General features: G+C 51.8%; 23 protein-coding genes and 1 pseudogene. 17 read left to right on the top strand and 7 right to left on the bottom strand.

Translation table 11 applies throughout. The features are described from left to right. The first annotated feature begins 48 nt into the window (after positions 1-48). Together K3T82_RS32180 and K3T82_RS32175 are read left to right on the top strand one after the other, a co-directional pair. Complete coding sequence (locus tag K3T82_RS32180; protein WP_220197634.1) at positions 49-861, top strand: DUF6585 family protein; 813 nt, start codon at positions 49-51, stop codon at positions 859-861. A 4-nt stretch (positions 862-865) separates the two neighbouring features. Continuing rightward, the gene (locus K3T82_RS32175) at positions 866-1,681 is read left to right on the top strand and encodes a DUF6585 family protein (protein ID WP_220197633.1); all 816 of its coding nucleotides are present in this window, start codon (positions 866-868) and stop codon (positions 1,679-1,681) included. Positions 1,682-1,784: 103 nt separating this feature from the next. Here the strand turns inward: K3T82_RS32175 and K3T82_RS32170 are convergent, their stop codons facing one another. Continuing rightward, positions 1,785-2,657, bottom strand: a complete 873-nt coding sequence (locus K3T82_RS32170) for a helix-turn-helix transcriptional regulator (RefSeq protein ID WP_236031694.1) — start codon at positions 2,655-2,657, stop codon at positions 1,785-1,787. Positions 2,658-2,776: 119 nt separating this feature from the next. On the opposite strand from K3T82_RS32170, the gene K3T82_RS32165 reads away from it, so the two are divergent. The 3 genes and pseudogenes from K3T82_RS32165 (at position 2,777) to K3T82_RS32155 (ending at position 6,191) form a co-directional block, all read left to right on the top strand. After that, complete coding sequence (locus K3T82_RS32165) at positions 2,777-3,148, top strand: nuclear transport factor 2 family protein (RefSeq protein WP_220197632.1); 372 nt, start codon at positions 2,777-2,779, stop codon at positions 3,146-3,148. Between the two features lie 39 nt (positions 3,149-3,187). Then, positions 3,188-4,198 (top strand): zinc-dependent alcohol dehydrogenase family protein, encoded by a 1,011-nt coding sequence (locus K3T82_RS32160; RefSeq protein ID WP_220197631.1) that lies wholly within the window; start codon positions 3,188-3,190, stop codon positions 4,196-4,198. Positions 4,199-4,409: 211 nt separating this feature from the next. Then, positions 4,410-6,191, top strand: a pseudogene (locus K3T82_RS32155) (DUF6585 family protein). A gap of 16 nt (positions 6,192-6,207) precedes the next feature. Here K3T82_RS32155 and K3T82_RS32150 read toward each other — a convergent pair. Together K3T82_RS32150 and K3T82_RS32145 are read right to left on the bottom strand one after the other, a co-directional pair. Then, positions 6,208-8,658, bottom strand: coding sequence for a tetratricopeptide repeat protein (locus tag K3T82_RS32150; protein ID WP_220197629.1), 2,451 nt, complete (start codon positions 8,656-8,658; stop codon positions 6,208-6,210). Continuing rightward, positions 8,646-9,026 carry an AAA family ATPase gene (locus K3T82_RS32145; protein WP_220197628.1) on the bottom strand — a complete coding sequence of 127 codons (381 nt, stop codon included), beginning with the start codon at positions 9,024-9,026 and terminating at the stop codon, positions 8,646-8,648. The genes K3T82_RS32150 and K3T82_RS32145 overlap by 13 nt, the downstream gene beginning before the upstream one ends. A 177-nt stretch (positions 9,027-9,203) precedes the next feature. Here K3T82_RS32145 and K3T82_RS32140 point away from each other — a divergent pair, with 177 nt between their 5' ends. After that, positions 9,204-9,596 (top strand): CU044_2847 family protein, encoded by a 393-nt coding sequence (locus K3T82_RS32140; RefSeq protein WP_220197627.1) that lies wholly within the window; start codon positions 9,204-9,206, stop codon positions 9,594-9,596. A gap of 65 nt (positions 9,597-9,661) precedes the next feature. Here the strand turns inward: K3T82_RS32140 and K3T82_RS32135 are convergent, their stop codons facing one another. Continuing rightward, entirely contained in the window at positions 9,662-10,450 is a 789-nt protein-coding gene (locus tag K3T82_RS32135; protein WP_220197626.1) for a DUF5679 domain-containing protein, read from the bottom strand. A 13-nt stretch (positions 10,451-10,463) separates the two neighbouring features. After that, a complete protein-coding gene (locus K3T82_RS32130; RefSeq protein ID WP_220197625.1) occupies positions 10,464-11,087 on the bottom strand; it encodes a hypothetical protein in 624 nt (207 codons plus the stop codon). Between the two features lie 380 nt (positions 11,088-11,467). Here K3T82_RS32130 and K3T82_RS32125 point away from each other — a divergent pair, with 380 nt between their 5' ends. Then, on the top strand, positions 11,468-11,881 hold the full coding sequence (locus K3T82_RS32125) for a VOC family protein (protein WP_220197624.1): 414 nt from the start codon (positions 11,468-11,470) through the stop codon (positions 11,879-11,881). A gap of 352 nt (positions 11,882-12,233) precedes the next feature. Further along, positions 12,234-12,470, top strand: coding sequence for a hypothetical protein (locus K3T82_RS32120; protein WP_220197623.1), 237 nt, complete (start codon positions 12,234-12,236; stop codon positions 12,468-12,470). Positions 12,471-12,639: 169 nt separating this feature from the next. Here the strand turns inward: K3T82_RS32120 and K3T82_RS32115 are convergent, their stop codons facing one another. Both K3T82_RS32115 and K3T82_RS32110 read right to left on the bottom strand, forming a co-directional pair. Beyond that, entirely contained in the window at positions 12,640-14,037 is a 1,398-nt protein-coding gene (locus K3T82_RS32115; RefSeq protein ID WP_220197622.1) for a CUAEP/CCAEP-tail radical SAM (seleno)protein, read from the bottom strand. Positions 14,038-14,054: 17 nt separating this feature from the next. Continuing rightward, positions 14,055-14,648: an oxidative damage protection protein gene (locus K3T82_RS32110; protein WP_220197621.1), complete on the bottom strand. Its 594-nt coding sequence runs from the start codon at positions 14,646-14,648 to the stop codon at positions 14,055-14,057. Between the two features lie 120 nt (positions 14,649-14,768). Here K3T82_RS32110 and K3T82_RS32105 point away from each other — a divergent pair, with 120 nt between their 5' ends. From K3T82_RS32105 to K3T82_RS32070, 9 genes are all read left to right on the top strand, one after another. Further along, entirely contained in the window at positions 14,769-15,719 is a 951-nt protein-coding gene (locus K3T82_RS32105) for a methionyl-tRNA formyltransferase (protein WP_220197620.1), read from the top strand. A gap of 150 nt (positions 15,720-15,869) precedes the next feature. Next, positions 15,870-16,058, top strand: coding sequence for an Arc family DNA-binding protein (locus K3T82_RS32100; protein ID WP_220197619.1), 189 nt, complete (start codon positions 15,870-15,872; stop codon positions 16,056-16,058). Beyond that, on the top strand, positions 16,039-17,205 hold the full coding sequence (locus tag K3T82_RS32095; protein WP_236031693.1) for an RNA-guided endonuclease InsQ/TnpB family protein: 1,167 nt from the start codon (positions 16,039-16,041) through the stop codon (positions 17,203-17,205). Before K3T82_RS32100 ends, K3T82_RS32095 begins: the two co-directional genes overlap by 20 nt. A gap of 94 nt (positions 17,206-17,299) precedes the next feature. After that, positions 17,300-17,836: an MBT domain-containing protein gene (locus tag K3T82_RS32090; protein WP_220197618.1), complete on the top strand. Its 537-nt coding sequence runs from the start codon at positions 17,300-17,302 to the stop codon at positions 17,834-17,836. 1,047 nt (positions 17,837-18,883) lie between these two features. After that, entirely contained in the window at positions 18,884-21,505 is a 2,622-nt protein-coding gene (locus K3T82_RS32085; RefSeq protein ID WP_220197617.1) for a chromosome segregation SMC family protein, read from the top strand. Then, positions 21,502-22,635: an AAA family ATPase gene (locus K3T82_RS48200; RefSeq protein WP_236031780.1), complete on the top strand. Its 1,134-nt coding sequence runs from the start codon at positions 21,502-21,504 to the stop codon at positions 22,633-22,635. The genes K3T82_RS32085 and K3T82_RS48200 overlap by 4 nt, the downstream gene beginning before the upstream one ends. Positions 22,636-22,950: 315 nt before the next feature. Continuing rightward, positions 22,951-23,571, top strand: a complete 621-nt coding sequence (locus tag K3T82_RS32080) for a helix-turn-helix domain-containing protein (RefSeq protein ID WP_220197616.1) — start codon at positions 22,951-22,953, stop codon at positions 23,569-23,571. Positions 23,572-23,674: 103 nt separating this feature from the next. Further along, the gene (locus K3T82_RS32075; RefSeq protein WP_220197615.1) at positions 23,675-24,721 is read left to right on the top strand and encodes a hypothetical protein; all 1,047 of its coding nucleotides are present in this window, start codon (positions 23,675-23,677) and stop codon (positions 24,719-24,721) included. 44 nt (positions 24,722-24,765) lie between these two features. After that, a complete protein-coding gene (locus tag K3T82_RS32070) occupies positions 24,766-25,725 on the top strand; it encodes an NAD-dependent epimerase/dehydratase family protein (protein ID WP_220197614.1) in 960 nt (319 codons plus the stop codon). Positions 25,726-25,845: the final 120 nt, after the last annotated feature.

The raw sequence follows: 25,845 nt of genomic DNA, 5'->3' as shown, positions 1-25,845 counted from the left end.
AAGCAAGCGCACACCGTGCATTGGAAGAATCTCTATGGAGGAAAAGGCATGAAGGCTGTTGAACCACTTAGCCCAAGAGCATATCAGGTCGCGGAGGCGTACAACCTGGGAGAGCCGCGTGCTGAGTTTCTTGATAAGAAACCGTTCTATTGGTTATCAGCGCTAAAGTTACTTGGTCTCGGCATCTTCATAGTGCTTACTGCTCGATACATCCTTCCTTTGTATAGTGGGGCTGACGGTTTGATCGTGGTCGTTGAAGTCTTGGGTAGCCTTAGCATTATCTGTGGATTTGTTAACGTTGGATTTGTGGTAAAACAATGGGTTCAAGGCGACCCATGCTACTATCTTTGCGCTGGTGGGTTGGTCGTTGCTACGACAAAGCGTATTAAAGATGTGCTGCTGTGGAAGGACATGTTGGGTGTTCAGCGTCACCTCATGGTTTCACCAGATAGTAGTATAACCAATGCCGCGCCTGATCCTCCTAGCTACAAGTTTGTACTCCTGACGAAGACTGGAAGGCGATATATCCTTGAGGACTCGATAGGAAGCCAGTTGTCTTATAGCCTGATGGAGGCTCTATGGCCTGAGACGCTTGAGCGCTATCTGGCTGGTCGGGTGCTCACATTTGGTGATCTCGTTCTCGACACGGAAGGGCTACGGCTTACATCTGGAGGATTTCTGCCCTGGCGAGAAGCCGAGATGCCCTGGTTTGATGAGGTGAGAGGTACACTTGTCATTAGTCGTAGCAATGATACTCAGCATTGGGCTGTGTTGCCGCTCCACGAAATCCTGAACGTGGATCTCTGTCTGCAACTGATCGAATATGTGTTGCAAGATATTGCCGAGAATGCAGAAGGATGAAGTAATGATGGATCATATTTCTTCAGCGAGTATGAATGAGAATCAAGAAACGTCGCATCTAGGCATGCTTGTCAGTCAATTTGGATTACGTATGAGCCTCCCTGATAAGATATTTTGCTGGTTCACGGGAGCGATAGGTCTGATTATCCTGGGTGGTTTGTTATTTGTTGTATACGCTTATTTTCGTGACCCATATCCCCTGACCTTCTCTTCGTATATTCCCCTGGGAGTAATGGCATATCTCTCATTTCAGTCATTTATCCTTTTGTGCAATCATGAGGCACTAGTAACACCTTTTCGTCGTAAGATTACTATTTACCTTTACGAGAAAGGTTTTGTGTATTGTGAAGGGTGTGAAAGGCGAGAGCTTCTCTGGTCTCAGGTGAAGAGTGTGGAACGAGGAGCAATAACTATGTGGTTTGGGGTATTTCCCAGGTATATTGTTTGCCCTTCGAGCGGGAAGGCCGTTGTCTTAAACTCTATTATTGGAGATGTAGTTGAGCTTGGTAGAGCTATAGAGCGTGGTGTAGCTGATCATCTTTGGCCTGAGGTTCTCGCTGACTTCCAGGCTGGGAAGCCGTTTGTCCTACCTGGTCTCGCAGTGTCCCAAAGATATGCCAGCAAGAGCGATATCAAACTTGCCTGGAGGCTGGTAGAAGTGGTTGAGGCAGATATGGAGCGGCTAGTTATCAAGGGAAAAGGCTCTTCAGGCGCGTGGTTGTGGCTACCAGTCTCGCAACTTATCAACCTGGGCATCCTGGCAAAACTTTTGATATATATTAAAGAGGAACAAGGGCTTGATATGCGCGTGGAAGTGTGATGGATCGCGGCAATGCCTTATAACTGATCCTGTTCGGTATAGCTTGCCAGTGTGAGGGCATACTGGCGTAGAACGTCGCGTAATTCGTGGGGCCGGTGGATTTTCAGGGGAACGCCGAGCCCGCGAGGAAGTGAGCCGCCCATTCCAGATCTCCTACATCCCCACGGATCAGGACCCCATCGGGAACCTCTATGAACTGGGCTTTGGAGAGTCGCGTCTGGTTTTGAATTCTTTCAAGGGTTGTTCCTAACCATACTTCTATCTGCCAGACACGCGGAACGGAGGCTAGCGCGTGCTGTACCGCTTCTAAGGCCTGGAAATTCTCGGGTCGTTCGAACGTTTCGCTGGTCACCTCTATATGCTGAACGCGATCCAGGCGAAAGAGGCGCCTCCCCTGGCGTAGATGGCAGTAGCCAATGGTATACCAGGCCCCTTCGTGATAAACAACTCCATAGGGATTGAATACACGCTCAGTGATTAGCCCTTGCGCGGAGCGATAGTGGAGCCGCACGGCTTGCCCAGCGCGTAATGCCGAACTAAGCACCGCTACCGAGAGGACAGGGGGGGCGACTCGAAACGAGCGATCCTCGAAGATCACCGCTTGCTCCACAGCCTGAATCTGTGCTCGTGTCGTTGGGGGAAGGACACGCATAATTTTGGCGAGCGCCCCCTCAAAGGCTGGTGAAGCCTGCTCAAGTCCATGCTCCCGAGTCATAAGCAGGCTTAACGTAAGGGCGAATGATTCATCCTCTGTAAAGATGAGTGGCGGAAGCTTATAGCCGGGTCGCAGGCGGTAAGCCCCATAGCGACCCCGTTCGGCCTCTACGGGAATGCCGAGATCTTGTAGTGTCTCGACATAGCTGCGCACGGTTCGAATATGGACCTCCAACCGGCGGGCAAGTTCCGCGCCTGTCATGTGCCCGTGAGATTGCAGTAGCTCTAGCACCGTCAGGATGCGAGCAGTCGGGCGATACACCAATACTCTTGAATCTCCTCGCGGTTCTCTTAATTAGGGCCAATTCTAGCACCATTGAGCACTACAATCAACCTTGTGAATGCGAAACACACATAGTGAGATCCAAGGAGAAATAACAAATGAGTCGATCAGAAGCTATGAACCTGCAACAGCTTGTGGAAAATTATATGGCCCTCTGGAACGAAGCCGATGCTGAAAAACGTCGCGCAGGTATTGCCTCGCTCTACGCGCCCGATGGTGTGCAATACACTCCGCAGAATGAATATCGTGGGTATGAGGCGCTTGAAGTGAGGGTGAGCGGAGCCTATGAACAGTTTGTAAATAAAGGTGGTTTTCTCTTCCAGTTAGCTAGTGAGGTGCAAGAGCATCATGGCGGCGTGACCTTTACCTGGAAGATGGTGCCTGCTGCTGGTGGCGGGGTGGCGGGAAGCGGCACTATCTTCTGGCTACTGAACGAGAACAGCCGCATTATCTATGACTATCATTTTTAAGCAAACCTGCCTGTAATAAAAGATTGCAAGGAGCGCATTATGAGAAGTTATCATATAGACAAAGGCTCCGGCCTGTCCGGACTGGCTATAAAAGAGCATGAGATGCCAGTGCCGGGTTCGCGTGAGGTGCTGGTCCGCGTGCGAGCCAATTCACTCAATCAGCGCGAACTTATGGTCATGCAAGGGACCTACCCGTGGCCTGTCCTTCCAGACGTGGTGCCAGTATCTGATGGGGCTGGTGAAGTTGTCTCGGTCGGTTCAGATGTAACACGCGTGCATATTGGGGAAAGGGTGATGTGTGCCGTGCTTCCCTACTGGACAGACGGCCCCTTTGGCTGGGAGTATTCCAAACAGCTTGGAGGCTCGATGAATGGCCTGCTCACCGAGTATGCGATCTTACCAGAAGAAGGCATGGTCACTATTCCTGAGCATCTCTCATTTGCAGAGGCCGCTACGCTCCCCTGTGCCGCTGTTACTGCCTGGAATGCTTTGACCTGGGGACGACAGATAAGCGCGGGGGATACGGTGCTTACTATGGGATCTGGAGGGGTATCGCTCTTTGCGCTTCAGTTCTCTAAATTGTTCGGGGCGCGTGTCATCGCTACCACATCCAGCGACGATAAGGCGCAACGACTCAAGGCATTGGGCGCGGATGAGGTGATCAATTATCGCACGAATCCAGCATGGCATGAGGCTGTGCTTGAGTTAACGCGTGGTCAGGGTGTGGAGCGCGTCATTGAGGTCGGAGGTGCGGATACGCTTGAGCAATCTATCAAGGCGACCGCTGTAGAGGGCCAGATCAGTATGGTTGGCTGGCTTGCCAACACCTCCTCAACGATCAACATTCGCGCTTTGATTGGGAACTTCTTTACCCTGCGTCGCATTGCCCTGGGGAATCGCGCGCACTTTCTGGCAATGAACCGCGCTATCTCGCAGCATCGCCTCAAGCCGGTCATAGATCGCGTATTCGCATTTGATGACGCCATAGCAGCCCACAAGTATTACGCTGAGCAGCCACGTTTCGGGAAAGTTGTCATCAGCCAGGATTGAGTAGTCTCTCTATCGAGAACATGTAGTCATCAAGCCCTGAGAAAAGATTATCTTCTCAGGGCTTGATTTGTATGTGGAAGTGTGATGGATCGGAGAAATGTTGGGTCAATGGCTGAGTATTGCGTGTAAGGAGAGAGGAAGCGTATACTACGCAGGCACAAAGCAAGCGCGCACTGTGCATTAAGGTAAAATTCTCTACGGAGGCGAAAGCATGGAGGCTGTTGATATACTCAGCCCAAGAGCATATCAGGTCGCAGAGGCGCACAACCTGGGTGTGCCTCGCGTTGAGTTCCGCAGTAAGAAGCCGTTATTCTGGCCGTATATATTTGCAATTTTGTGGTGGGGTGCGATTTTTTTTGTTGTAAGTTCACGCTTATCCTTATTGGTTGCCCCGATGGCGGTTAAGTACGATGAATTAATGTTTGGTAGTGATATCACAGGTGGCATTTTATTTATCTGCGGCCTGCTGGTGCTCTGGTTTCCTTTGAAGAAGTGGATGTGGGGTGCGTCGCGTTTCTATTTGTGCGCGGGCGGGTTTGTGATTGGTACGACAAAGTATGTCAAAGAGGTGGTCCGTTGGGAGGATATAGCGGGCATTCAGCGTTATAGCATACTTCCACCAGAAAATAGTATGCTTTCGTCTACTCCTCTTGGTTGGGGTCATGTATTCGTGACCAGTGGCGGTAGAGGATATACATTTGATGATGGCAGGGGACGACTGCTCGTTCAATGCTTTACCGAGGCTTTGCTTCCTTCGATACTTGAACGTTATGAGGCGAGTCAGGCATTTCAGTTTGGCGCCCTGACGCTCAACTCGGAAGGAATATGGCTCATTCCCGACGAGCGCGAATCCCTTTTTCAGGAGGCGCGATATTCGACTGGAATGAACTGGATAATGAGAAAGGCATTGGGGCGATTAGATCGAAAATTCAAGCTAAGGGGGATCGGCGTCGAGGCGGGCGAGCACTTTATATCCTGGGAGGGGATGCACATGCCGTGGATTGATGAGAGTCAAGGCGCGCTCGTTATCAGTCGCGGGCACGAAACCTGGCATTGGGCGATGGTCCCACTCCACAAGGTGACGAATGTGGAAATTTGCCTGCAATTGATGGAATATATCCTCTGTGGTGAAGTTCTTCAGGATGAATCCCATTCACTAGCCACTCACACTCTTGCAACTGATGCTGAGCAAGCTGTCGAGACATCTCAGTTAATTGGGGTGTATAGGACAAAGATGAGGTATTCTGATATGGTTCGGTTTGGCCTGCAATGCCTCTTATATTGTTTCATGTTAAGCCCTTTTGTCTTCTCTATTTTTTTATTTTATGTCATTCGGATTTTTGGGCCGTATCCTGTGCCCCTTATTAGCCTGCTTCCATCTGCATTTTTTAGCTTAAATGGTTTCGTATTTGTATGTTTATCGGCAGCAAGCACGCTTCGGAGGCATAAGACCTTGGTGACTCCTCTCAGGCGCAAGATTATCGTTCATCTCTATAAGGACGGTTTTGTGTATCATGAGGGACGTGAAAAGCGCGTGGTCGCCTGGTCACAGATCGAGCTTGTGAGGCGGAAGTCCGCGCTGCAAGGATATGGTCAGATCCAAACAGATTATATAGTGCGGCTTAAGAATGGGTCGGCGATTACCTTGCTAGCACTGATCAAAGATGTTGACGAGCTTGGTAGCGTTATAGAACGTGGTGTGGCAGAGGCCCAATAGCCTCGCATTCTTGCCAGGTTCAAGACTGGGCGACCAATAGTCTTTCCCGGTCTCGCGGTCACTTCGCATGACCTGAGCAGGAGCGAAAGCAGACTCTTCTGGCCCCAGGTCGGCTCGCTTCATCTGGAGAGCAATCAACTGGTCATCAAAGAGAAAGATGTGTGGTTTGGCTGGTTCATTGTTTCCTTAACTCAAATTGCGAATCAGGGGCTTCTGGTGAAGCTTGTCACGTATGTTAAAGAAGAGCAAGGACTAGCTGTGCGTATGGACGTGTGATCGATTGCGAAAATGGTCAGGTGAGTTTGTGCTCAAATGCGAGGCGGGCGGCGGTGGTCCGAGTGCTGACGCCGAGTTTGGCATAGATGGAGCGCAGGTGCGTGTTGACGGTGCGGCGGCTGAGGACAAGTTCGCTTGCTATACGCATATCGGGGTAGCCAAGCGCGAGCAGGCGTAAAACCTCGCATTCTCGCGCGGTGAGACGGAAGGGGTTTTCTGTGAGTGGTGTGATTGATTGTGGTTCCGTGCCCTGAGTTGGTGGAATAGTGATATGTGTTACGAGGTCCACGACCTGGGCGAGGAGGAGCGAGCGCCCCATATGCCAGTTCTCGTTCCAGGTCGCGGGACTGATCTCGGCCCGGAGCGCGTCATGTAGGTGTTGATATTCGGTCCGCTGCATGGGGTGTAGGGGCGTTTGAAGCGTGTCGCGAAGATTATCGGCGCTACCGAGCAGTTGCGTCGCCAGTTCTGGCTGTTGCGTGTGCAGGCAGAGGTACGCCATGCTCTCAAGCTCGGTCGCGATGGCGATATGGTTCCCAATCCGCCATGCGAGTTGTACGCCCTCCTTCAGGTGATTGCAGGCTCGTGGGAAATCCTCTGCTTTGTGGGCTAGCATTGCCTGCGCGCAGAGGACGCGCGTGCGCGTCAAATTGTCGTTCATGCGCCGGGCTAACTCTAGACTTTCCTCGTAGTACCCGTTAGCTGCCTGCCGATTACCACGCCAGCGTTCTACATCGCCCAGGGCGAGCAGTGTATGCGCTTTGCCTGGAAGTTGCTTGAGTTCGCTTGAGAGGCGCAGGCTTTCTTTGAGAGATGTGGTGATGATAGTGAAGTGTTTCCCTTGCCCCTCGCTCTGGTAGAGGTGGATCAGCCCTAGTTCACGCAGAGCAGAGGCGCGCCCCTCTCGATCCCCAAGTTGTTGAGCGAGGGTGAGCGCCTGCTGTAGGTATTGCTCAGCTTCATGATATAGGCCTTGCGCCGCGTGGGCTGCTCCCATGCCGGTGAGGCAGCGTACCTGCCCTTGCAGGTCAGCCAGTTCCTCAAAGGATGCCAGTCCGTGTCGGTAGAGGTAGAGGGCGGTGCGTAGCTTACCGCGCAGGTGCATAATGGTCGCCTGGCTGATGTAGAGGTCAGCCAGTTCGCGTTTGCCACCGCTTTCGCGTAGGAGCATCAGGCTGAGGGAATAGTGTGTCTGGGCTGTTTCTAAGTCTCCCTGACGCGTGGCGATATTGCCATACATGCGGTGGAGTGCGGCTTTGCGCCACTGATTTTCCTCGCCCTTGAGGTGTCTCAAACCCTCTTCTATCAGGGAGCGCGCATCGCTGTAGGCTCCGCGCTGCATTTCAAGGATCGCGAGCATTCCTAATGAAAGAGCTAATGTTGATCCCATTTTACACTGACGAGCTAAATCACGGCTGGCTTCCAGGCGTTGCCATGACAGGGCTATCTCTCCGCGTAAGAGCGCCAGGCAACCCGCGCTATAGAGCACGCGGGCGCGGCATGCTTGTAATTCTGTGTTTCCCTCTTGCCAGTCTAGCGCGAGGAGTCTTTCGAGGTCGTTCTGGCGCGTATGGCGTAAGAGCAGGTAGTCGCTCAGGGTGTCGCCTAGTTGGAGCGCCATCGTCGCATCCTGGCGCTGAAGCGCGCGACGAAGGGCTAGTAGCAGGTTGGGGGCATCTTCATCTAAGCGTTTTACCCAGACCTGTTGTCCGGCGCCGTGCAGATGCATGTCAGCTTTACGAGCCTGTTGAAGATAATGTATCGCGTGCCGTAGCTCGCAATCTCGCTCTTCACCGCTCTGTTGCAGATGTGTCGCGGCATACTCATGGATTGTTTCCAGCAACATAAAGCGCGTTCCCTCTATCGTGGAAGTCACTGGGCGTACCAGGCTTTTGTCAACGAGGGAGGAGAGCATGTCAAGTGTCGCTATGTCGTCGAGATCGCTGGCTATGCAGGCCGAAGCCGCCGCGATGTCCCAGGTGCCAATGAGGCAGCCCAGGTGGCGGAAGGCGCGCTTCTCTTCCTCTGAGAGCAGTTCATAGCTCCAATCAAGCGTATGGCGTAGCGTCTGTTGGCGTTGGGGCAGGTCGCGAGGTCCGCCAACGAGAAGTGCGAGGCGGCTATTCAGGCGGGCTAATAGCTCCTGTGGTGTCAGCAGCTTGATTCGGGCCGCAGCCAGTTCAATTGCCAGGGGTAGGCCATCGAGGCGTTGACAGATTTCCGCTATGCATATGGCGTTCTCATCCGTCAGATCAAATCCGGGTCGCACAGCCTGGGCACGCTCAACGAAGAGGCGTGAAGCGGGTCCAATTTCGCTGCTCCTGGTTGGGTGTGTATCTCTGATTGGTAATGGATGTACTTCTATTTCGCGCTCGCCATAGAGGCGAAGGGGCTCGCGACTGGTTGCCAGGATTTTGAGATGTGGTGCTATCAGCAGTTCAGGGATGAGATCCGCTACGTCCAGCAAATGTTCAAAGTTATCGAGGAGCAGGAGCATTTGGCGCGGATAGAGGTAGGAATGTAGGCGATCCAGGGGGCATCTTTGCTGCTCTCTGCGATTCCAAAGGCGTTCAGGAGTGCGAGGAATACCTGTTCGCGTCCCCGAAGCGGGGCGAGCGAGACAAAGCATACACCTTCGGGGAAGTCTTGATACAGGGCGCGTGCGACTTCCAGGCTCAGGCGCGTCTTACCCACACCACCGGGACCTGTGAGCGTGACGAGGCGTGCCTCCTCTTGTCGCAGCAGTGCAGTGAGCGTCTCGATTTCAAGCTGTCGCCCAATGGTTGCTGTCATTTGGAGCGGTAGCTTGAGCAGGGCGTGGGTGGATCTATGCATATTTTTCCTTTAGATGCTTTCCTTCTTCGTATTATAGCTATGTGAAGGGGAGGATGCGCAACTTTCGGAGTATTTGCTGGATGATAGGGAGAATTGCGGTATCTCTCTACGTTTATATGATATTGAGATAAAATGCTCAATATATGTGCCGGATTGTATGAAACGTAGAGGTTGAATATGTCTGTTCTGCGAGATATTGAAAAACACAATGGTAAAGACATTGAAATTCTGATAGAGGTTGATGATTCGACAGCATTGCTGCCAAAGCAGCCAGCAGTGCTTCCACCAGGGCCATTTAGTGAGGCATATGAGGCTCAGGAGCAGCAACTTCGCGAGGCGTTTAAGAGCGCGCGTGAGCTTATTAGTGTCTGCGCCATCAATGTCAGCGAGACGATCCAGAAGATGGCGGTGAAGACACGCCCTAGTGAATGGGAGGTGCAGCTTGGCATTAAGTTCAACGCCGAGCTGAACGCAGTTCTGGCGAAGGCCCAGGGCGAATCCCAACTGCAAGTTACCCTCCGTTGGCAAAGCCCTGAAATCCGCGATCATGACTCAGGCCGAAGGTTATGAGGTCATGAACCTTCGGTCTGAATACCGTACCTACTTACAAATGCAAACTTGGAAAGAAGAAGCTGCTATACGGTAGAGGGAGTTTCATTTTTCTCCCCAAGGTTCATCCACTCGCTATTCTTTTTAGCGCTAATGATACGATACAGTTTCGATGCACAAATTGGGCATCGGGAAGCTAGTGCCGGATGCCCATTTTTTAGACGTACCAGTCTTGGGTTATGCATATCGCGCTTGACATGACATTTTACACAGTAGGCTTCGATATGTAGCTTCTCTGTATTTTTGGTGATAGAGGCGACTATCGCCTCAACATGTTCATGATTGGCTGGTACCAACTCTTCGTCATCGTCGTCATCGTCATCATCAGGAATCTGCCCTGGCTCAGGCGCAACTAATGTCACATTCGACAACGGGATCACTTCGCTAAACGTTTTATCGCCACCAGAAGGTATCACGAGAACTGGCTCAGATTCTTTACTAGCTGCCTGAGGAAGTGTTTCAGCTTTGGTTAGTATTGTCTTTGCGCTGGTCTCTTTTTGTGGTGCCTTTTCTGACGTTGCTTTAGGATTCGCAGAGACCGCATCTTCCTGCCGGGCGAGGTTTTCTGCTGGCTCTTCTGGCTGTTTGGAAACAGTCGTGAGGATGCGCGTTGACCCGGTTCGCGCCTGCCAGAACCAGTGATACCAGGCTGCCGCGAGACAGATACCCGCCAGGACACCAGTGATAAAACTGATCACCAGACCCGCTCGAATCACAAGCCAGAAGATGAAAAGGGCAATAAAGACACAACCAAAGATAAAAAATTCCCAGAACCGTTGTCTACGATCCACTGAAATAACTTGTCGTTTACTCATCTATAAACCTCTCTCAAGAAAAGAGTATCATCAATGCGCCAGTATTATCACTCAAGTTGTCATCAGGGATACCAACAGTTAGAGGCGTTCCATTCCACACTTTGAGCTTCACTTTGTAGGTATGAGAAGGATTATAAGCAGGCACCTCTTCTAAAAAGGCTTTCGCAGGTTTTCCATCAATATGCAGTGTCGCATAAGCTGGCGTGAGTTGTGGTTTTACTGTATTTCCAAATCTATCTGTGTAGACATAAAAGGCGTCAGAAAATCTTTTTCCGGCAGCCTGCCCGGAGCCTGTGACGGTGAACTGATTGCCCGTTATCATATCCTTGCTGATCTGCCCACCATCCTGCCCCTTCGCAAAGAGAATAGTGAGTGGGCTTGCAACGGTAATCACAGGTGCTTGTGCCGTCGCTGTGGGTTGTATTGCCTGTTCATTTGGTTTGCTTACGTTCGGATTTGCCAAAGAGGAATTAGCCGAGGCCGCTGGAAAAGAAAGGGCCCTTCCCATACCCTGAAATGCTTCAGGCCGCAAAAGGGCAAGGATACAGGCGGAAACGATGACAAAACAGAAAATTATTCCTAATATGGCAAGCCAGGTAAAACGATAGATGCTGCGATTCCAATTCGCATTATTCATCTTCTCTCCCTTAAGGTCTTATGCGAAAACCAACCCTCATACGAGGGTTGATGTTTGTTGTAACACACGCGCTCAGGTTTCCGGATAAGGAGTAAATAGATAAAAGCAGATAGATAAGGATCAGAAACATTGCGATGCTTTACGCTCTCGCGATAAACAATAGCACAGAGACGGGAAAAAGAAAATTGTTTCATGACTAATATGCCAAATTGCTTTTTTCATGAACTTGAGAAATAGGCATGCGAACACTGTCCTTATGGACAGGTCAGGGGGCGATCATACTGGTCAAGTGTTGGATGTGACATAGGTTATGTTGTTGGTAGAATGGTGAAACTCGTTCCAGGCGAGCTATTTTGTAGCAAATGAGAGGAGAAACCCCTTTGACGGCACAAGAACAATGGCCCACGACATTACCAGTCATACGCGCCCGCGTCGCGCGCCCTACGGATCGCCTCGATGAAGTTGTGCGTTTCTACCAGGAAGGAGTGGGCTTACCCTTTATTGAGCGTTTTGAGGGCGCGGGCTATACCGGCGTCCTGCTCGGCCTCCCTGGAGTGACCTATCACCTGGAGTTTACTCAGCATGTAGATGGGAGTCCATGTCCCGCACCATCGCGCGATAACTTACTGGTCTTATATATGGAGGATCGTGAGGCGATGGATCGCATTGTAGCGCGGTTGGCGGACATGGGTTTTCCATCTGTGCCACCTGAGAATCCCTACTGGAGTGCTGATCGCAGTGTAACGGTCGAAGATCCAGATGGTTGGCGCGTGGTATTTATGCAGATCAAGTAGGCGTCAGGCTTTGCCTCTTGATTCTCTAATATTCTAGTTTGTTTAAACTTCCAGGTAGGGTCTGGATAAGCACGGGCATTGGTATTTTCTTACCAACGCCCATGCTTATGTATGTGGGTTGCAAGAAGGATTATAAAGTTTATATCGGCTATTTGAAATGTATCATTTGTGATGCTGCATATAATGATAAAAGATGGTCACTTAGCGATATAGAATCCTAAAGTGGTGAATCTAACTAAGTGTCACTTTATGATGGAAATAAGCAAATGAGTTTCTACAGAGCATTTCTTCTTTCTCTGCAAGGGTGGCTATCGAATATAGGTTGAAATTTAAGAAGGGAATATATCTAACCATGCAGTTTATTAACATCGATGCCTTGAAAGATGGGCTTTCCAAATCTGCTGATATTGCTGAGCTGAGCGATGCCGAGTTGGAGAAGGTAAGTGGCCGTGGCGGTAATCCTGGCGCGACCTGTGAGCCGGTTACAGAAGAAGATTGGTCCTGCGATCGTAATTACCGAGGCGTATGGGTTTCAACCTCGGCGTGTGACATCTGGGGGCGCGACGGTTTGACCTTTTTCCGCTGGTAAATCTCGTACCTGTATTGGCATATCTGAAATTGGGATATGGTAATGCAGGGATATCCGCTGGCTGCTAACATTGCCTGAAAGCAGGCACCTTATCCCATACATAGTATGAAACGAGGTGCCTGCTTTGTTTTCATGTCCTGGGACCCGACCGGCCCTATGCTGGCTCTGCTCAGCAGAACCATGATTCTGTCAGGTGGGGAAGCACTTCGCGCGGACCATAGGCTGCAAGTGCCTCCTCGACTGAGAAGTCTTTGCCCTGTGCGGCGAGCGCGAGCGCTTTGACCTGGAAGAAGGTCAGAGCCGGGTCTTCCTGTCGTCTCTCACCTTCCGCGACCAGGGTTGCAACTCGCTCGTAGAGTTGGTCCATACGAGGATCGGAATGTTGCCAGCGATAGGTGTAGTTCTCCGCGTCCAGATCGCGCAGCCATGCCTGACTCTCCTCCTGCTCTAACAAGGCAGAACCAGGCGGGATGAGTAAGCGAATTGAGAGGTGGACAGGGTCAATATGCTCGATGTAGTGCTCCTGCTCAAAGAAATCAAGAATTTCAATGTAGCTTTCGAGGCTCTCCCAGGGAGAAAAGGGGAGGAGTGAGGGGCGAAGTATGATCCCAGCCTCTCGGGTCAGGGCGAAGGCGCGGCGTGCTTCTTCGGCAGTATGTCCCTTATCCAGGCGGAGAAGCGCGTTATCGTTGAGTGACTCGACGGCTGAGACAATAAAGACGCATCCAAGCTCGCGCATCTCGGGAAGCAGATGCGCATGCTTGAGCAGGTGCTCAATTTTGATCGTTGCGTCAAAGGTCACATCGGGGAACTCGCTATGCAGGGCGCGTGCGATGCGTAGCGCGTGGGTTGGACCGTTCCAGAAGTCTGGATCGCCGAAGGTGATATGCCGCGCGCCTCGTCTAACCTGCGCGCGAATGTCAGCGAGCACAATCTCCTGTGGAATCGCGAAGAAGCGCCCTTGATACACAGGCGTCACGGGACAATGCAGGCAGGTATGCTTGCAGCCGCGTGTGCTTTCAGTGTAGCCCACAATGCGCATGTCATTGCCCCATTGCAGGCGAGCGTAACGTGTGAGTGCTGGAAGCTGACGGCGTAGAGGAACCATGAAAGGCGTTCGCTCGATCCAGGCTCCACTCGCCTGTTGGCGTGTGCGTACGCCGGGCGGGAACGTGACACCTTCCTCAAGCGCCTGTACCAGTTTGAGGAGCGGAACATCATACTCGCCGCCGATGGCCGAATCAATCGCATCTCGCAGCAAGTGATCGGCATTCAGCAGGGCATAGAGCCCATACAGGCAGATATGGGCCTCTGGATTGACCTCACGCACGCGCCGTGCCAGTGCCTCACCCAGGCGGAGCGCGGTATGCATGGGAACGGATATAGCGATAAAGCGAGCCTGACGAATAGTCGAGTCGCTGAGAGGGTCCAGGGAGGTATCCACCACCCTGGGGGCGTAGCCTTCCTGACGCAGCATCGCATTGAGCGATGCCAGGTGGAAGGGCTGGTGCCCCTGCTCATAACAGGAAACGAGCAGGATCGCTCCCTCTTCTCGTAAATTGGGCATAGGTGAAGGGTTCCCTTTTACTTCTTGCGTGCCGCTCCGCCGCCGCCGCCTTTACTGCGAGGACCTGCGCCCGCGCCTACCTCTTCGGGCGACCAGCCTTCGGGCATGCGCGCGTCCTTGCCGAAGAAGAACTCCTCCATTTGTTCGCGTAGGATTTTGCGCGCCTCTGGATCGGCCATATTCAGTCCGTAGTGATTAATGATAAGCGTACTCTGCGCAGGCCACATGTCCCACGCCTGTTGTGAAATGCTCTCATAGATACGCTGTCCGAGTGCTCCGGGGAAGGGTGGTTTCGCCAGTCCTGGGAGTTCGCGCTGAAGTTTGGCGCAAAAGACAAGATGTGACTGTCCCGCCGCTTGGGCTGCCTGTGGCTGCTCACCTGATCCGAAGAAGAATTTCTCCATCTCCTGACGCAGGGTCTTGCGTGCCTGAGGATCAACCATGTTTAAGCCACGCTCGGAGATGATCTGCGTGCTCTGTGCGGGCCACATTTGCCATGCCTGTTGCGAAACGTTGTCATAGATGCGCTGTCCTAGCTCTCCAGGGAAAGGTGGTTTATCCAGTCCTGGGAGTTCGCGCTTTAGTTTGACACAATAGACCATACGTGGCATGATGAAAACTCCTGATTGAGCATAGGCTATGCTCATACTACAACGTCCCAGTGGCTACATACGCAATGAACGAGTCGCTGAGAGTGAGTGATACTGAGATACTACAAGATGCTATCCGCCATGTCAAATAGTAGTGAGCTTGAGTCACCCCCGCGTGTGCTTTTCTTTGGTATGCCTGGGGCATTCTCCGCGCCACCATTGGCAGCATTATTGGACGCTGGGATTGAGGTCAGTGCTGTTATTCTGCCTGTAAATCCTTTGCAGGGCGCGGCAAGCGCTTCTATAGAGCGGCACGAAGTACCCACTCGCACTCGTACAATCTTGCCTCTCGCGCATAGCTCACTACATACCAATATTGTACAAATAGCGGCGAAACATAGCATTCCCATCTGGCGCGTGAGTCGGCTGAGCGACGCTCTAACTCATGCAACACTCGCTGGCTATGAGCCGGATCTGATCTGTGTCGCCTGCTTTTCGCGCCTGCTTCCTGCTTCGCTTCTCCATCTTCCCCGGCTTGGATGCCTCAATGTGCACCCTTCGCTCTTGCCAGCCAACCGGGGACCGGAACCGCTCTTCTGGACGTTTCGGGAGCACGCTCATGAAACTGGTGTTTCGATCCATCTCATGAATGAAAATATGGATAGTGGTCCCATTGTCCTCCAGGAGCGCATTGAGGTGCTTGAGGGGATCAGCTATGAGCAATTGGAGGAGCGTTGCGCGCGCCTGGGTGGAGATCTGCTGGCGCGTGCCGCCTGGCAACTGTATCGTGGCGAAGTCGAGCTTATTGAGCAGGACGATACCCAGAGCAGTTATCATCGCTTTCCCGGAGAAGACGACTTCATTGTTCATGTGGACCAGTGGGACGCACGCGATGTCTATAACTTTATTCAGGGGGTTGGTCACTGGGATGCCCCCATTCGCATCGAAGCCCCCGGTCACGAATGGAACGCATTCGAGGTCCGCAATTGCTATTCTTATAGCCTGGAGCCAATGCCCGGTCAGAGTCGCATGATAGTGGAGGATGGTGCTTTCCTCATACGCTGCGCGCGGGGTTGGGTTCGCGTCGTGTAGCATTTTCGTTTTTAGGATCGATCACACTTCCAGCGGCAATGTTTTAAGTGTGATCGATCCTAAAAACGGAGGCGCACTAGCTACCATGCTTTCTGACAGAAATGGGCTTTAGTCCTTGCTATGTAGCTAGAAATGTGCTAAAATAGCTACATGAGTGAGCACAAAAAAGACGAAACAATCAACATCAATACGCGCTATCCTCAAGAGGTTCGAGATGCTATGAAGCAGTTGGCAGAGGATCATGGACGTTCGTTCAATGGTGAGGTTATCTGGGCTTTGCGTGAATACATCAAACACCAGCAGAAAGGGAGAGGCAAGGATGCCAATAAGGACGTATAAATATCGCCTCTCCCCTACCAAAGCACAGATGGAGAAGCTTGAATGGACCCTTATCCGATGTTGTGAGCTGTATAATGCAGCGCTTCAGGAACGCAAAGAGGCGTGGAAGTACGCTCATGAGTCGATGAACTTTGCGGGACAATGCCGCTCTCTCACGAGTATTCGCAATGAGATCAGACAAGAGTATCAAGAGATCGGCTCTCACGTCCTGCAAAATGTCCTTCATCGTGTGGACAATGCATTCAAAGATTTCTTTCGACGGGTGAAAGCAGGAGAAAAGCCCGGATACCCACGGTATCAGTCAGTACATCGTTACGATAGCTTCTGTTTCCCTGATGCCGCTGGTTGGAAGATCGTCAATACACGACTTCAGATTACCAACCTTGGCAGTATCAAAGTGAAATGGCATCGGGAACTACAAGGGAAGGTCAAGACAACCACAGTTAAGCGAGAAGGCTCATGCTGGTACGTCTGTTTTGCCTGTGAAGTGGAGGCGATGTCACGCACGCCCTACACTGATGAGACAGTGGGAATAGACTTGGGAGTATCAAAGCTTGCCACCCTCTCCACTGGTGATGTCATTGAGAACCCGAAGCACTACCGACGCGCTGAAAAGCGACTAGCGAAGGCCGGGCAAGCACTATCGAGAAAGAAGCGCGGGAGCCATCGACGCAAGAAGGCAGTTCAGCGCGTGGCAAAGCTTCACCGGAAGGTGCGCAATCAACGCAACGACTCTCTTCACCAATGGTCGCGAAGGCTCATAGATACGTATGAGGTTATCGTTTTCGAGGATATCGCACCCGCCAACCTCTCTCGAAGAGCGAAGCCGAAGCAGGATGAAGAAACGGGGCAATATCTTCCCAACGGGGCCAGTGCGAAATCTGGTCTGAACAAAAGCATACTCGATGCTGGTTGGCATCAATTCATCATGTTCTGCACCTACAAAGTGGAAGAGACTGGTGGGCGCGTCGTGTTGGTTGATCCCAAGTACACCAGTCAAGTGTGCAGCAGTTGTGGCACGGTTCGCAAGAAGGCGCTCTCGCAACGATGGCATTCATGCGAGTGTGGATGTGAGTTGGATAGAGACCACAATGCGGCAATCAACATCAAAGCTCTTTGGTTCGGACGGAACCGTCAGGAAGCTTAAGCCTCCTGAGAAGCCGCTGGGTTTTAACCCAAGCGGAGTCGTCACATGAGCATACTTATGATGAGAGTCTTTCGCAAAGAGGAAGGAGTGACCTATGCCCGAAGCACTGCCTATTCCAGGCTATTTTAGCAATAGCCCCTTTCACCTGGATACGCACGCGAGCCTGAGATTTTCGGCAGCCGAAACAATGGAGATGTGTGTGATGGTTGCTGGTCAACCTATCGCGCTGGCTAAAGGATATTTCTCCATCCAGACGCATACGCGCACTTCAGCACTCCTAAGCTGCTTTGGCTTAAAAGAATATGCGCCAACCAGTGTCGATGCGTGCCAGGGCCAACCAGTCGGCACTCTGGAATCGTTTAGTGTCATGGTGTCCTGTGAGCAGGATGCTTTTGCCTTTAAGCAGCCACCGCAAGGGGATGATTGGAACGCTGATGAATGGCCCTGCGTCCTTTATCGCGTTCGATATGCTTTTGCGTTTGATCCATTATCTCGTTTGCAAAGAGATAATGCCAGTACTTCATCAGGGATGGGTTCAGAAGCATCAACCACTGGCTACTACTATCGCCAGAATGATATGCAAAAGCTTACCATAGGCCAACTCAAGAAGTTAGATATCTTCACAAAGTGAGAGACGCAGAAGAGCAAATGGAATCTTACACTCTAGAAAAGCGAATTTGGACCCAAGATGATTTTGAGGACATGGGATGGCATGATAGTACCATACATGCAATGGCTTTTCTTCTGAATGAATGGGATCTCGGTTTTGATATTGACTATCTTCTCCAATGGATTCCCCCCACTCCCCCTGAAATCTCTTTTTCGTTTTGGGTTGCTCCTGCTACGCTCGTTTTTCATGATGTGTCTGAGGTAAAATGTGATTTCTCCTGGCCTTGTGCGACACATTTGACCCTGCAAGGCATTGATCGTTCAGATGAACGGCAAACTCCAAGTGGGTTGTCAGAATGGCTTTGGACTCTCGATGGGAATGAGGGCACCATGCATTTTTTTGCGACTGGGTACACGCAATGCTTTCGCAAAGCACCATCTTTTCAAGCATTACAGAAACTGCCCCTTGAGAAAAGGGGGGGCATCTCCTTTGATTACACGCCTGAGAATGCATAACAGACCTGGGTGCAGCGTACAACTGGCCTTCATACAGAGCGCAAAAAAAGAAAGATGGATCAGCCCCTGGTCTCTACAATCACCCTTTAAGTCAGAAATAGAAGAAAAGAGCTAATAGACGTTCAGCTTCAGTGAGTGACGGGCTCAACTCGAATCCAACCTCTCCGAAACTATTGCATCCTGGTATATCGCTTCAGGTGTGATCGATTGAGGAAACGAGGTCTGTGTAAAGAGGGATAATGATGATACAGGGAGTATGTATAGAGGCAGATAAATGATTTAGGCGTGAGGGTATGCTGTCTATGTGGGTCGGTACGAATGGCCTGCGACACACTCATACTACTGTGCATACCTCGCTTTCCGCGAATACCAGAAAGAGAGAAGCCTCTCCCTTCTCGCTTTCTGGTATTTGTTTTATCTGGTCTCAGAAGGATCTACTAGGGATGGGCTTTCCGGGCGATGGTAGCGCTGGCTATACTTGGCGGGTTAGGTCAGGCTATGGTATGATCGAAACGACGCTCGTACTAATTTGCTTGGAGGAAGGGACCGCGTTGTGTATTTAAAACGCCTGGAAATGCTTGGTTTTAAGAGCTTCGCATCGCGTACAGTGCTGGAGTTTAGCTCTGGTATAACGGCAGTGGTGGGGCCTAATGGATCGGGGAAGTCGAACGTCGCGGACGCTATGCGCTGGGTGCTTGGTGAACAGAATATGCGCCAGTTGCGTGGTAAGAAGAGCGACGATATTATTTTTGTGGGTGGACAGGGAAAGGCGGCACTCGGTATGGCCGAGGTATCTTTGACGATTGATAATAGTACGGGCTGGGTCCCTTCTGAATATAGCGAAATTACGGTTACGCGTCGTTCATATCGCTCGGGCGAGAATGAATACCTTATCAATAAGCAAAAGGTCAGACTCAAAGATGTGCTCTTGCTCCTGGCCCAGGCTCGCATAGGGCACGATTCCTATACCGTCATTGGGCAGGGGATGATCGATGCCGCTCTGAGTCTTCGAGCCGAGGAGCGGCGCAGCCTCTTTGAGAACGCCGCTGGCATTCGCCCTTTTCAAGTGCAGCGTGCCGATGCTGACAATCGCTTACGCCAGACTGAACAGAATCTTGAACGTGTGCGAGACATTGTTAGCGAGATTGAGCCGCGTCTAGGGCCTATGGAGGCGCAAGCCAAACGTGCGGTAGAGCATCAGCAGGTGAGTGCAGAGTTACAGTCCGTGTTGCTCGACTGGTTTGCGTTACAGTATCGTCGCTTACGCGCCAGCAGCGAACGAACAGGTCAGGTAGAGCGTGAACAACATCACCTGCGAGGTGAGCTAGAGCAAGCGCTGCAAAGGGTAATTGATCAAAGCGCGGCGCAGCGCTCCACGCGCCAGCAGACCCAAGCCAATATCGCAGAGGCTCGCTCCGCCTGGAATGCGTCGAATGACCTGTTTCAACAGAGCGAGCGCGAATTAGCGGTGAGCGAGGAGCGGCTTGGTGGCTTCGAACGCCAACGCGGCGACTTTCAACGAGAAGAGCGTCGTCTACGTGAGCGCCTAATAGCACTGCAAAAGCAGGTCATTGACATGGAAGAGCAGTGCGATCTGGCGGATGAAGCGGTTGACGAAGGCGCGTCTAAACTGGCTGAATTGGAGATGCGTGTCTCGCGTGCGCAGAAAGAGTATGAGTTGGATGAGCGCCGTTTGCGAGGATCTCAGAACGATCTTGTGCAGGTGCAGGCGCGCCTGGGGTCCAGTCAGAGTGAGCTAGGACGTCTGCAAAAGCAGCTAGGGGAGCGCAATCGCACTCTCGCCTCCCGTCGTGATACCATCGCCCAAGCACAACAGGCGCAGCGAACCCTCGAAAGCAAGCTGGCCGAAGAACGTGAGCGCCTGCAAGCCGCGCGTGAAGAAGAAGGGCAGGCTCAGCAGCAGAGACAGCGTCTCGCGAAAATCATCGCCGAAGGACAGCAGGAGATGGAGCGCTTAAAGGGCTTGATCGCGGATGCTGAGCGGAAGCGGCGTGCGCTCTCTGACCGTCTCAACCTGCTTAAAACCTGGCGTCAAAGCCTGAGCGGCTATAGTGATGGGGTGCGTGCTCTGTTGCGTGCGCCCTCTGGCAAGTTGCATGGAATGCTTGGTCCTGTACCTCAACTTGGCGTTGTGCCCGAAGGGATGGAACAGGCATTGGAAGCCGCACTCGGACCCTATATGCAGGCCGTGGTTGTCGAGACCCTTGAAGATGCGCTCCAGTGCCAGGACTACTTACGAACCACGAAGAATGGCAATGCTCTCGTTGTCTGGCTGGAACGTGAGGGCGAAGACGAGAATGGCATAGAGGTTAGCGGGATTCAGGGTCAGGAAGAGGAGGCAGTGCTACGCCGCTTCCTTGACCAGCGACCCCAACTCCGCGAGCGTGTTATTGGCTTTGCCGGGACGCGTATTGCCTGTGATGCCAGATACAGGGCGCTCTTCCAGCGTTTGCTGCGCGGCGTTGTCATCGCGCGCGACCTGGATGCCGCCCGCGAACTCCTGTCCTGGGCCTTGCCCTTAAGCATTTCGTCGGTAAGTGATCTTCCTTTTACGACCATTGTTACTACTCAGGGTGAGATTTTGCATGTCGATGGCTGGCTCTCTGGTGGAGCGGGCAAGGGCGATGCGCAACAGGGCCTACTCGCTCATGAGCGCGAGCTACGCGAACTTCCCCAGCAGGTGGAGGAGCGCAAAGAGGAACTCAATGGGCTCAATGCCAAACTGAGTGAGGTGCAGCGCGCTCAGGAAGGACGTCGTATTGAGCAGAGCGCGCTCGATAAGCAATTGCAGAAGTTGAGCATGCTTGTCAGTGAGCGGAATCGACTATTCAATACCACGCAGCGCGACCAGGAGCGCTTACAGACTGAGATCAAGCTCTCTTCCTCAGTTGAACAGCAGTTAGCCGCTGAAGTCGCGGGTTTGGAGCAAGAAGTCGCCGGGGGCAGGAACGCGTTCAGGCACATGAGAAAAAGCAGCGCGAACTCAGCGGACTGGTCGAAGATTTGCGCTACGAGATGGAGGAGCGGGCAAGTGCCTATCGGAGACAACAGGACGAACTGGGACGCGCTCGCACCGCGCTCGCTGTCAAGCGCCAGGAAGCCAAAGCATTGCGCCAACAACTCACGCAATATACGGGCCAATCTCAGGATGTGAAAGCCCAGATAGGGCAACAGCTAGAGCGTGCTCGCGAGCTAGAGCAACGTGAACAGCAACTGCGTGAACGGCTTGAACAACAGCGTCAGCAGAGTGAAGAGTATCGCCAGAAGGCGCGAGAGCAGAGCGAGCATTTGAAGAGCATCGAAGCGCGTTTTGTTGAGATTGAGCAACAGATGGCGGCTACGGAACAGGAGCGCACCCGCCTGCAGCGGGAGATGAGCGAGCGTGAAAGTGCCTATCGCCGGGCGTTGCTTGAGAGCCAAAAGGCACGTGATGCGGTGGATACGCTACTCGGTCAGATCCATGAGGAACTGGGAATTGAGGACCCGCAAGAACTACTCCGTCAGGCAGAGAGTGTCGAAACTTCAAATGAGGCCGATCTATCGGCTGTCGATACCGGCGAGCGCTTGACCGAAGAAGAAGAGGCTCATCTGCGCAAACTGCGGCGGCGCGTTGATACGCTTCGGAGCCGTTTGAAAGCTATGGGTGGCTATGACGAGAGCGCTCCTCAGTTGTATGAGGAGACGAAGACGCGCTATGAGTTCCTCAGCTCGCAGATTTCGGACCTTGATCAAGCCGCGCTCCAATTACACACTATTATAGACCAGCTTGACGCGACGATGGCAAAGCAGTTTGACTCCACTTTCCAGGCTATCGCGGCCCGTTTTGGGCAACATTTTACGACCCTCTTTAACGGTGGAAATGCGCGCCTGGAACTTGTACGAGCAAAGGTTAGCGAGGAGGAGGGTGATACTTCTACTGCTCGTCCATCGAGCATGCCCACTGGCATCGAAGTAATAGTGCAACCTCCGGGTAAGAAAGTTCAGGACCTCTCTTTGCTCTCAGGTGGGGAGCGCGCGCTTGTATCGGCGGCCCTCCTCTTTTCCTTGTTGGAAGTCAATCCTCCGCCCTTCTGTCTCCTAGACGAAGTTGACGCCGCGCTTGATGAATCTAACGTCACTCGCTTTAGTGATATTCTCAGAAGCCTGGCACAGAAGACGCAATTTATTGTCATCACCCATAACCGTGTCACCATGACAGGTGCTCAGGTCATCTATGGAGTCTCGATGCGTGAGAGTGTCTCGCGCATGCTCTCGATCCGCCTGGAAACGGCCGTAGCGCAATAAGAGTAAAGCGGATTGGCAATTCCTTCTTCTTGATGGGGTAAAAATAGTATATCTGTATTTGTGATGATCCCTCGTCGCACACGCGATGAGGGATCATTGTGTATTTAGGGGCTCGATAAACTGAACAATAGCTGCTAGAAAGCAATAGCTTTTATGGGATGTTAGACCGCAATTTTACTATTAATTTGACCTATGTCAATAGATGATGGTAGAATGGCGTCTGAGTATTTAAGAGGCAGCACATAGGAAAAAATATCCTGAAGAGAAATCGCCCGTTGATAATGTGTATTTGTGTATTTGTGTATTAGGAGTATAATGAACGGGAAGGTCTATTATCTTGACCTGCAAACATTGCTGGATTTCCTCTCTGTGCATGGAGAATCTTGCCTTTTAAGCAAGCCTCTCAAGGAGAAGGGGCGAACTGGCTATGTTGCGGTAAATGCTGGATCCATGACTTCCTGCTACATTCAAGAGAGAGAAAGAATTGTCTTGCAGGGAGAGCAGGCTTTTAAGGTATTGGCCCAATACTCAGAATGGCATGTACAGCTCCAGGATGAGCGACCTTCGTCACCACCTTCAATGTCTCCACCCAATCTCTCACCTGCACCCAATGGGCCATCCTATCCTGTGCCAGGGATTGGTCAGCCAACCTCTACGAGTGGGCAATGGCCCGCGATAAGGTCAAATACACCCAGCGGACAATGGTCTTTGCCTGGATCGAACTATGTGCCTGACTGGCGTCCTCGCATAAAACGCGACCTGACACAAGAAGAGTATCTATCTCTTACTGTGCGCCAGCGTTTTGTGCTCCGCCTCGTATTGACAATGATAAATGGTATGCGAGCCGTGCCAGAGATCAAAGCACAGTTGCAACTCTCTCCCGAGACTGTCGATAGCGTGCTAGCGTATTTGCAGGCACGCTACATTATTGAATAAAAACATTCTACGAGGAACCAGATGTGTCAGCCATGTTAGGGCGTCGTACACGCTTTAGAACATCTGGATTTCGCGGAGACCCTGAGTCAGGAGGAATGGTACCATGAAACGATTTATGGCCTGGTGGTATGCATTGTCCCTGCCAAAGCGCGGGCCAGACAAGACCCCAGGCGAGCGCGAGCGTACTCGCTACGCGCAGTTAACGAGTAGTTTCCTATTACTTATTTCCGTGATCTTTGTCCCGCTCTCGCCAATCATGATCTTCTTTTCGCCCAAGAGTCCCTCATCACCACCAATTGGGATCGCTGTCCTTATAATGCTGAGTTGCTCGTTTATATTTGGGAAGATGGGATGGAATTATGTCAGCGCGGCCTTCCTTGTCGGATATAACTTAGTCTGTATTGGCGCCGTCCTGGCTACGAATCCCCTGGACCCCTCGTTGTTACCGCTCTATAGCGTCTTTACCATTGCTATTATCCTGGCAGGTGCACTGATGCCACCGATCTCATCTCTGATCGTGGGCGTGTTGTGTTGCATAATTATTGCCCTTTTAAGCATGTTTGTCCCTCATACAGCCGCGTATCAGCAGATGCTTGATGATGGACTGTTCACAGTTACATTGATTGTGCCTATTACACTTCAATTGATTGTGGGCGCTATGACATTCGCGATTATGCGCAACATGATCAATACCATTCGACGCGCTGACCGGGCTGAGGAAATTGTCTCATTGCAGCAAGAGCTTGCGCAACATGTACGCACTCAGATGCAGCAGAAGCAGCAACTTGAAGAGGGTTTCCAGAAGATCGCCGAGACCCATGCACGTATCAGCAACGGCGATTTGACGGTGCGTGTGAACTTGAGCGAGGGCCATATGCTCTGGCATGTCGCTGGCTCGCTCAATAATCTGCTCAATCGCATGCAACGTATGAAGAGCGATTCAGATATGCTCGTCGCGACGCGCCAGGCTGCGTATCAGGTTTCAAACGTGCTACACCAGGCGGTCTCAATGGGACGATTATCTGATGTTCGCCTCCCCACCACTGGCACTCCACTTGATTCCGTTATCATCGAACTCAATAATGCCGCTCGAAATGCCGTGACGCACTCACTTCCCCGTTATGGTAGCACGTCAGAGCCACAATATTGATTCGGTATTTACAAAATAAAGCTGTAGAAGGAAAAGTTATATTTATGCGTATTCTCGTAACCGGAGCTTTTGGTAACGTTGGCTTCAGTACTGTGCAGGCCCTTATTGAGCAAGGGCAAACGGTTCGCTGCTTCGATCTCAAGTCGAAGAAGGCCGAGAAGAAGGCTCAGCAAGTTGAGGGGAAAGTCGAAATTATTTGGGGTGATATTCGCGATGCTCAGGTCGTCGCGGAGGCTGTAAAGGGGCAGGACGTTATCATCCATCTTGCCTATATAATTCCGCCCGCCGTCGACGAGAATCCTCAACTCGCCAAGGAGGTCAATGTTGGGGGGACACGCAACATCATCGAGGCCGCGAAAGAGCAGAATCCACAGCCGAAGATGCTCTTTAGCTCCAGCCTGGATGTTTTTGGCCCCACGCAGGATAAGGAGCCTCCGCGTCGTGTGACCGATCCTGTCATAGCGACTGATGAGTATACCCAGCATAAGCTTGAGGGTGAGCAGATGCTGCGAAATTCTGGTCTGGTCTGGGCTATCTATCGCTTTGGCGATGTGCCTCCTTTGGAGGAGCGTCAGATGCACCCTATTATGTATACCATTCCTCTGAACACACGTATTGAGGTGGTGCATACCTATGATGTGGGCCTGGCAATTGCCAATGGGATGCACAGTCCTATCTGGGGTAAGGTCTGGCTAATTGGTGGTGGTTCTAAGTGCCAGATTCGCTATCGGGACTACCTCAACCGCACCCTTGGTGAACTTGGTATTCAGCCGCCACCTGATAATGCCTTCGCTCCTGATAGTAAGCCATATTGCACCGACTGGCTTGACACTGAAGAGAGTCAGGCGCTTTTACAGTACCAACGCCATACATTTGATGAGATTATGCGTGATGTGGCGGACGCGACTCGCCCTAAAGGGGTTGTGGGTCTGGTCTTGCCATTGCTCCGCCCTGTGGTACGTAGCCAGATGTTGAAGATGTCGCCCTACCTTCAAAAGAAATAGTTTAAGCACCAAGAAGGTTTCAATACCTGCGAAAGTGCAAGGGGTTGGCTCAATTTGCTACTTACAATTGAGCCAACCTCTTACACTTTCGCAAGCTGACCATATCTGAAGACGTTGATA

Source organism: Ktedonospora formicarum (assembly GCF_016587355.1).
Taxonomy (GTDB): domain Bacteria; phylum Chloroflexota; class Ktedonobacteria; order Ktedonobacterales; family Ktedonobacteraceae; genus Ktedonobacter; species Ktedonobacter formicarum.
The sequence above is the reverse complement of the archived record's forward strand: the minus strand, read 5'-3'. Positions and strand labels throughout refer to the sequence as shown.

Coding starts and splice junctions, on each gene's coding strand:
- K3T82_RS32075 (WP_220197615.1), top strand. CDS start 23,675: ATGAAACGATTTATGGCCTGGTGGTATGCATTGTCCCTGCCAAAGCGC.
- K3T82_RS32140 (WP_220197627.1), top strand. CDS start 9,204: ATGTCTGTTCTGCGAGATATTGAAAAACACAATGGTAAAGACATTGAA.
- K3T82_RS32145 (WP_220197628.1), bottom strand. CDS start 9,026: ATGCATAGATCCACCCACGCCCTGCTCAAGCTACCGCTCCAAATGACA.
- K3T82_RS32095 (WP_236031693.1), top strand. CDS start 16,039: ATGCCAATAAGGACGTATAAATATCGCCTCTCCCCTACCAAAGCACAG.
- K3T82_RS32180 (WP_220197634.1), top strand. CDS start 49: ATGAAGGCTGTTGAACCACTTAGCCCAAGAGCATATCAGGTCGCGGAG.
- K3T82_RS32130 (WP_220197625.1), bottom strand. CDS start 11,087: ATGAATAATGCGAATTGGAATCGCAGCATCTATCGTTTTACCTGGCTT.
- K3T82_RS32110 (WP_220197621.1), bottom strand. CDS start 14,648: ATGCCACGTATGGTCTATTGTGTCAAACTAAAGCGCGAACTCCCAGGA.
- K3T82_RS32175 (WP_220197633.1), top strand. CDS start 866: ATGATGGATCATATTTCTTCAGCGAGTATGAATGAGAATCAAGAAACG.
- K3T82_RS32115 (WP_220197622.1), bottom strand. CDS start 14,037: ATGCCCAATTTACGAGAAGAGGGAGCGATCCTGCTCGTTTCCTGTTAT.
- K3T82_RS32165 (WP_220197632.1), top strand. CDS start 2,777: ATGAGTCGATCAGAAGCTATGAACCTGCAACAGCTTGTGGAAAATTAT.
- K3T82_RS32070 (WP_220197614.1), top strand. CDS start 24,766: ATGCGTATTCTCGTAACCGGAGCTTTTGGTAACGTTGGCTTCAGTACT.
- K3T82_RS32160 (WP_220197631.1), top strand. CDS start 3,188: ATGAGAAGTTATCATATAGACAAAGGCTCCGGCCTGTCCGGACTGGCT.
- K3T82_RS32120 (WP_220197623.1), top strand. CDS start 12,234: ATGCAGTTTATTAACATCGATGCCTTGAAAGATGGGCTTTCCAAATCT.
- K3T82_RS32100 (WP_220197619.1), top strand. CDS start 15,870: ATGAGTGAGCACAAAAAAGACGAAACAATCAACATCAATACGCGCTAT.
- K3T82_RS32080 (WP_220197616.1), top strand. CDS start 22,951: ATGAACGGGAAGGTCTATTATCTTGACCTGCAAACATTGCTGGATTTC.
- K3T82_RS32105 (WP_220197620.1), top strand. CDS start 14,769: ATGTCAAATAGTAGTGAGCTTGAGTCACCCCCGCGTGTGCTTTTCTTT.
- K3T82_RS32090 (WP_220197618.1), top strand. CDS start 17,300: ATGCCCGAAGCACTGCCTATTCCAGGCTATTTTAGCAATAGCCCCTTT.
- K3T82_RS32135 (WP_220197626.1), bottom strand. CDS start 10,450: ATGAGTAAACGACAAGTTATTTCAGTGGATCGTAGACAACGGTTCTGG.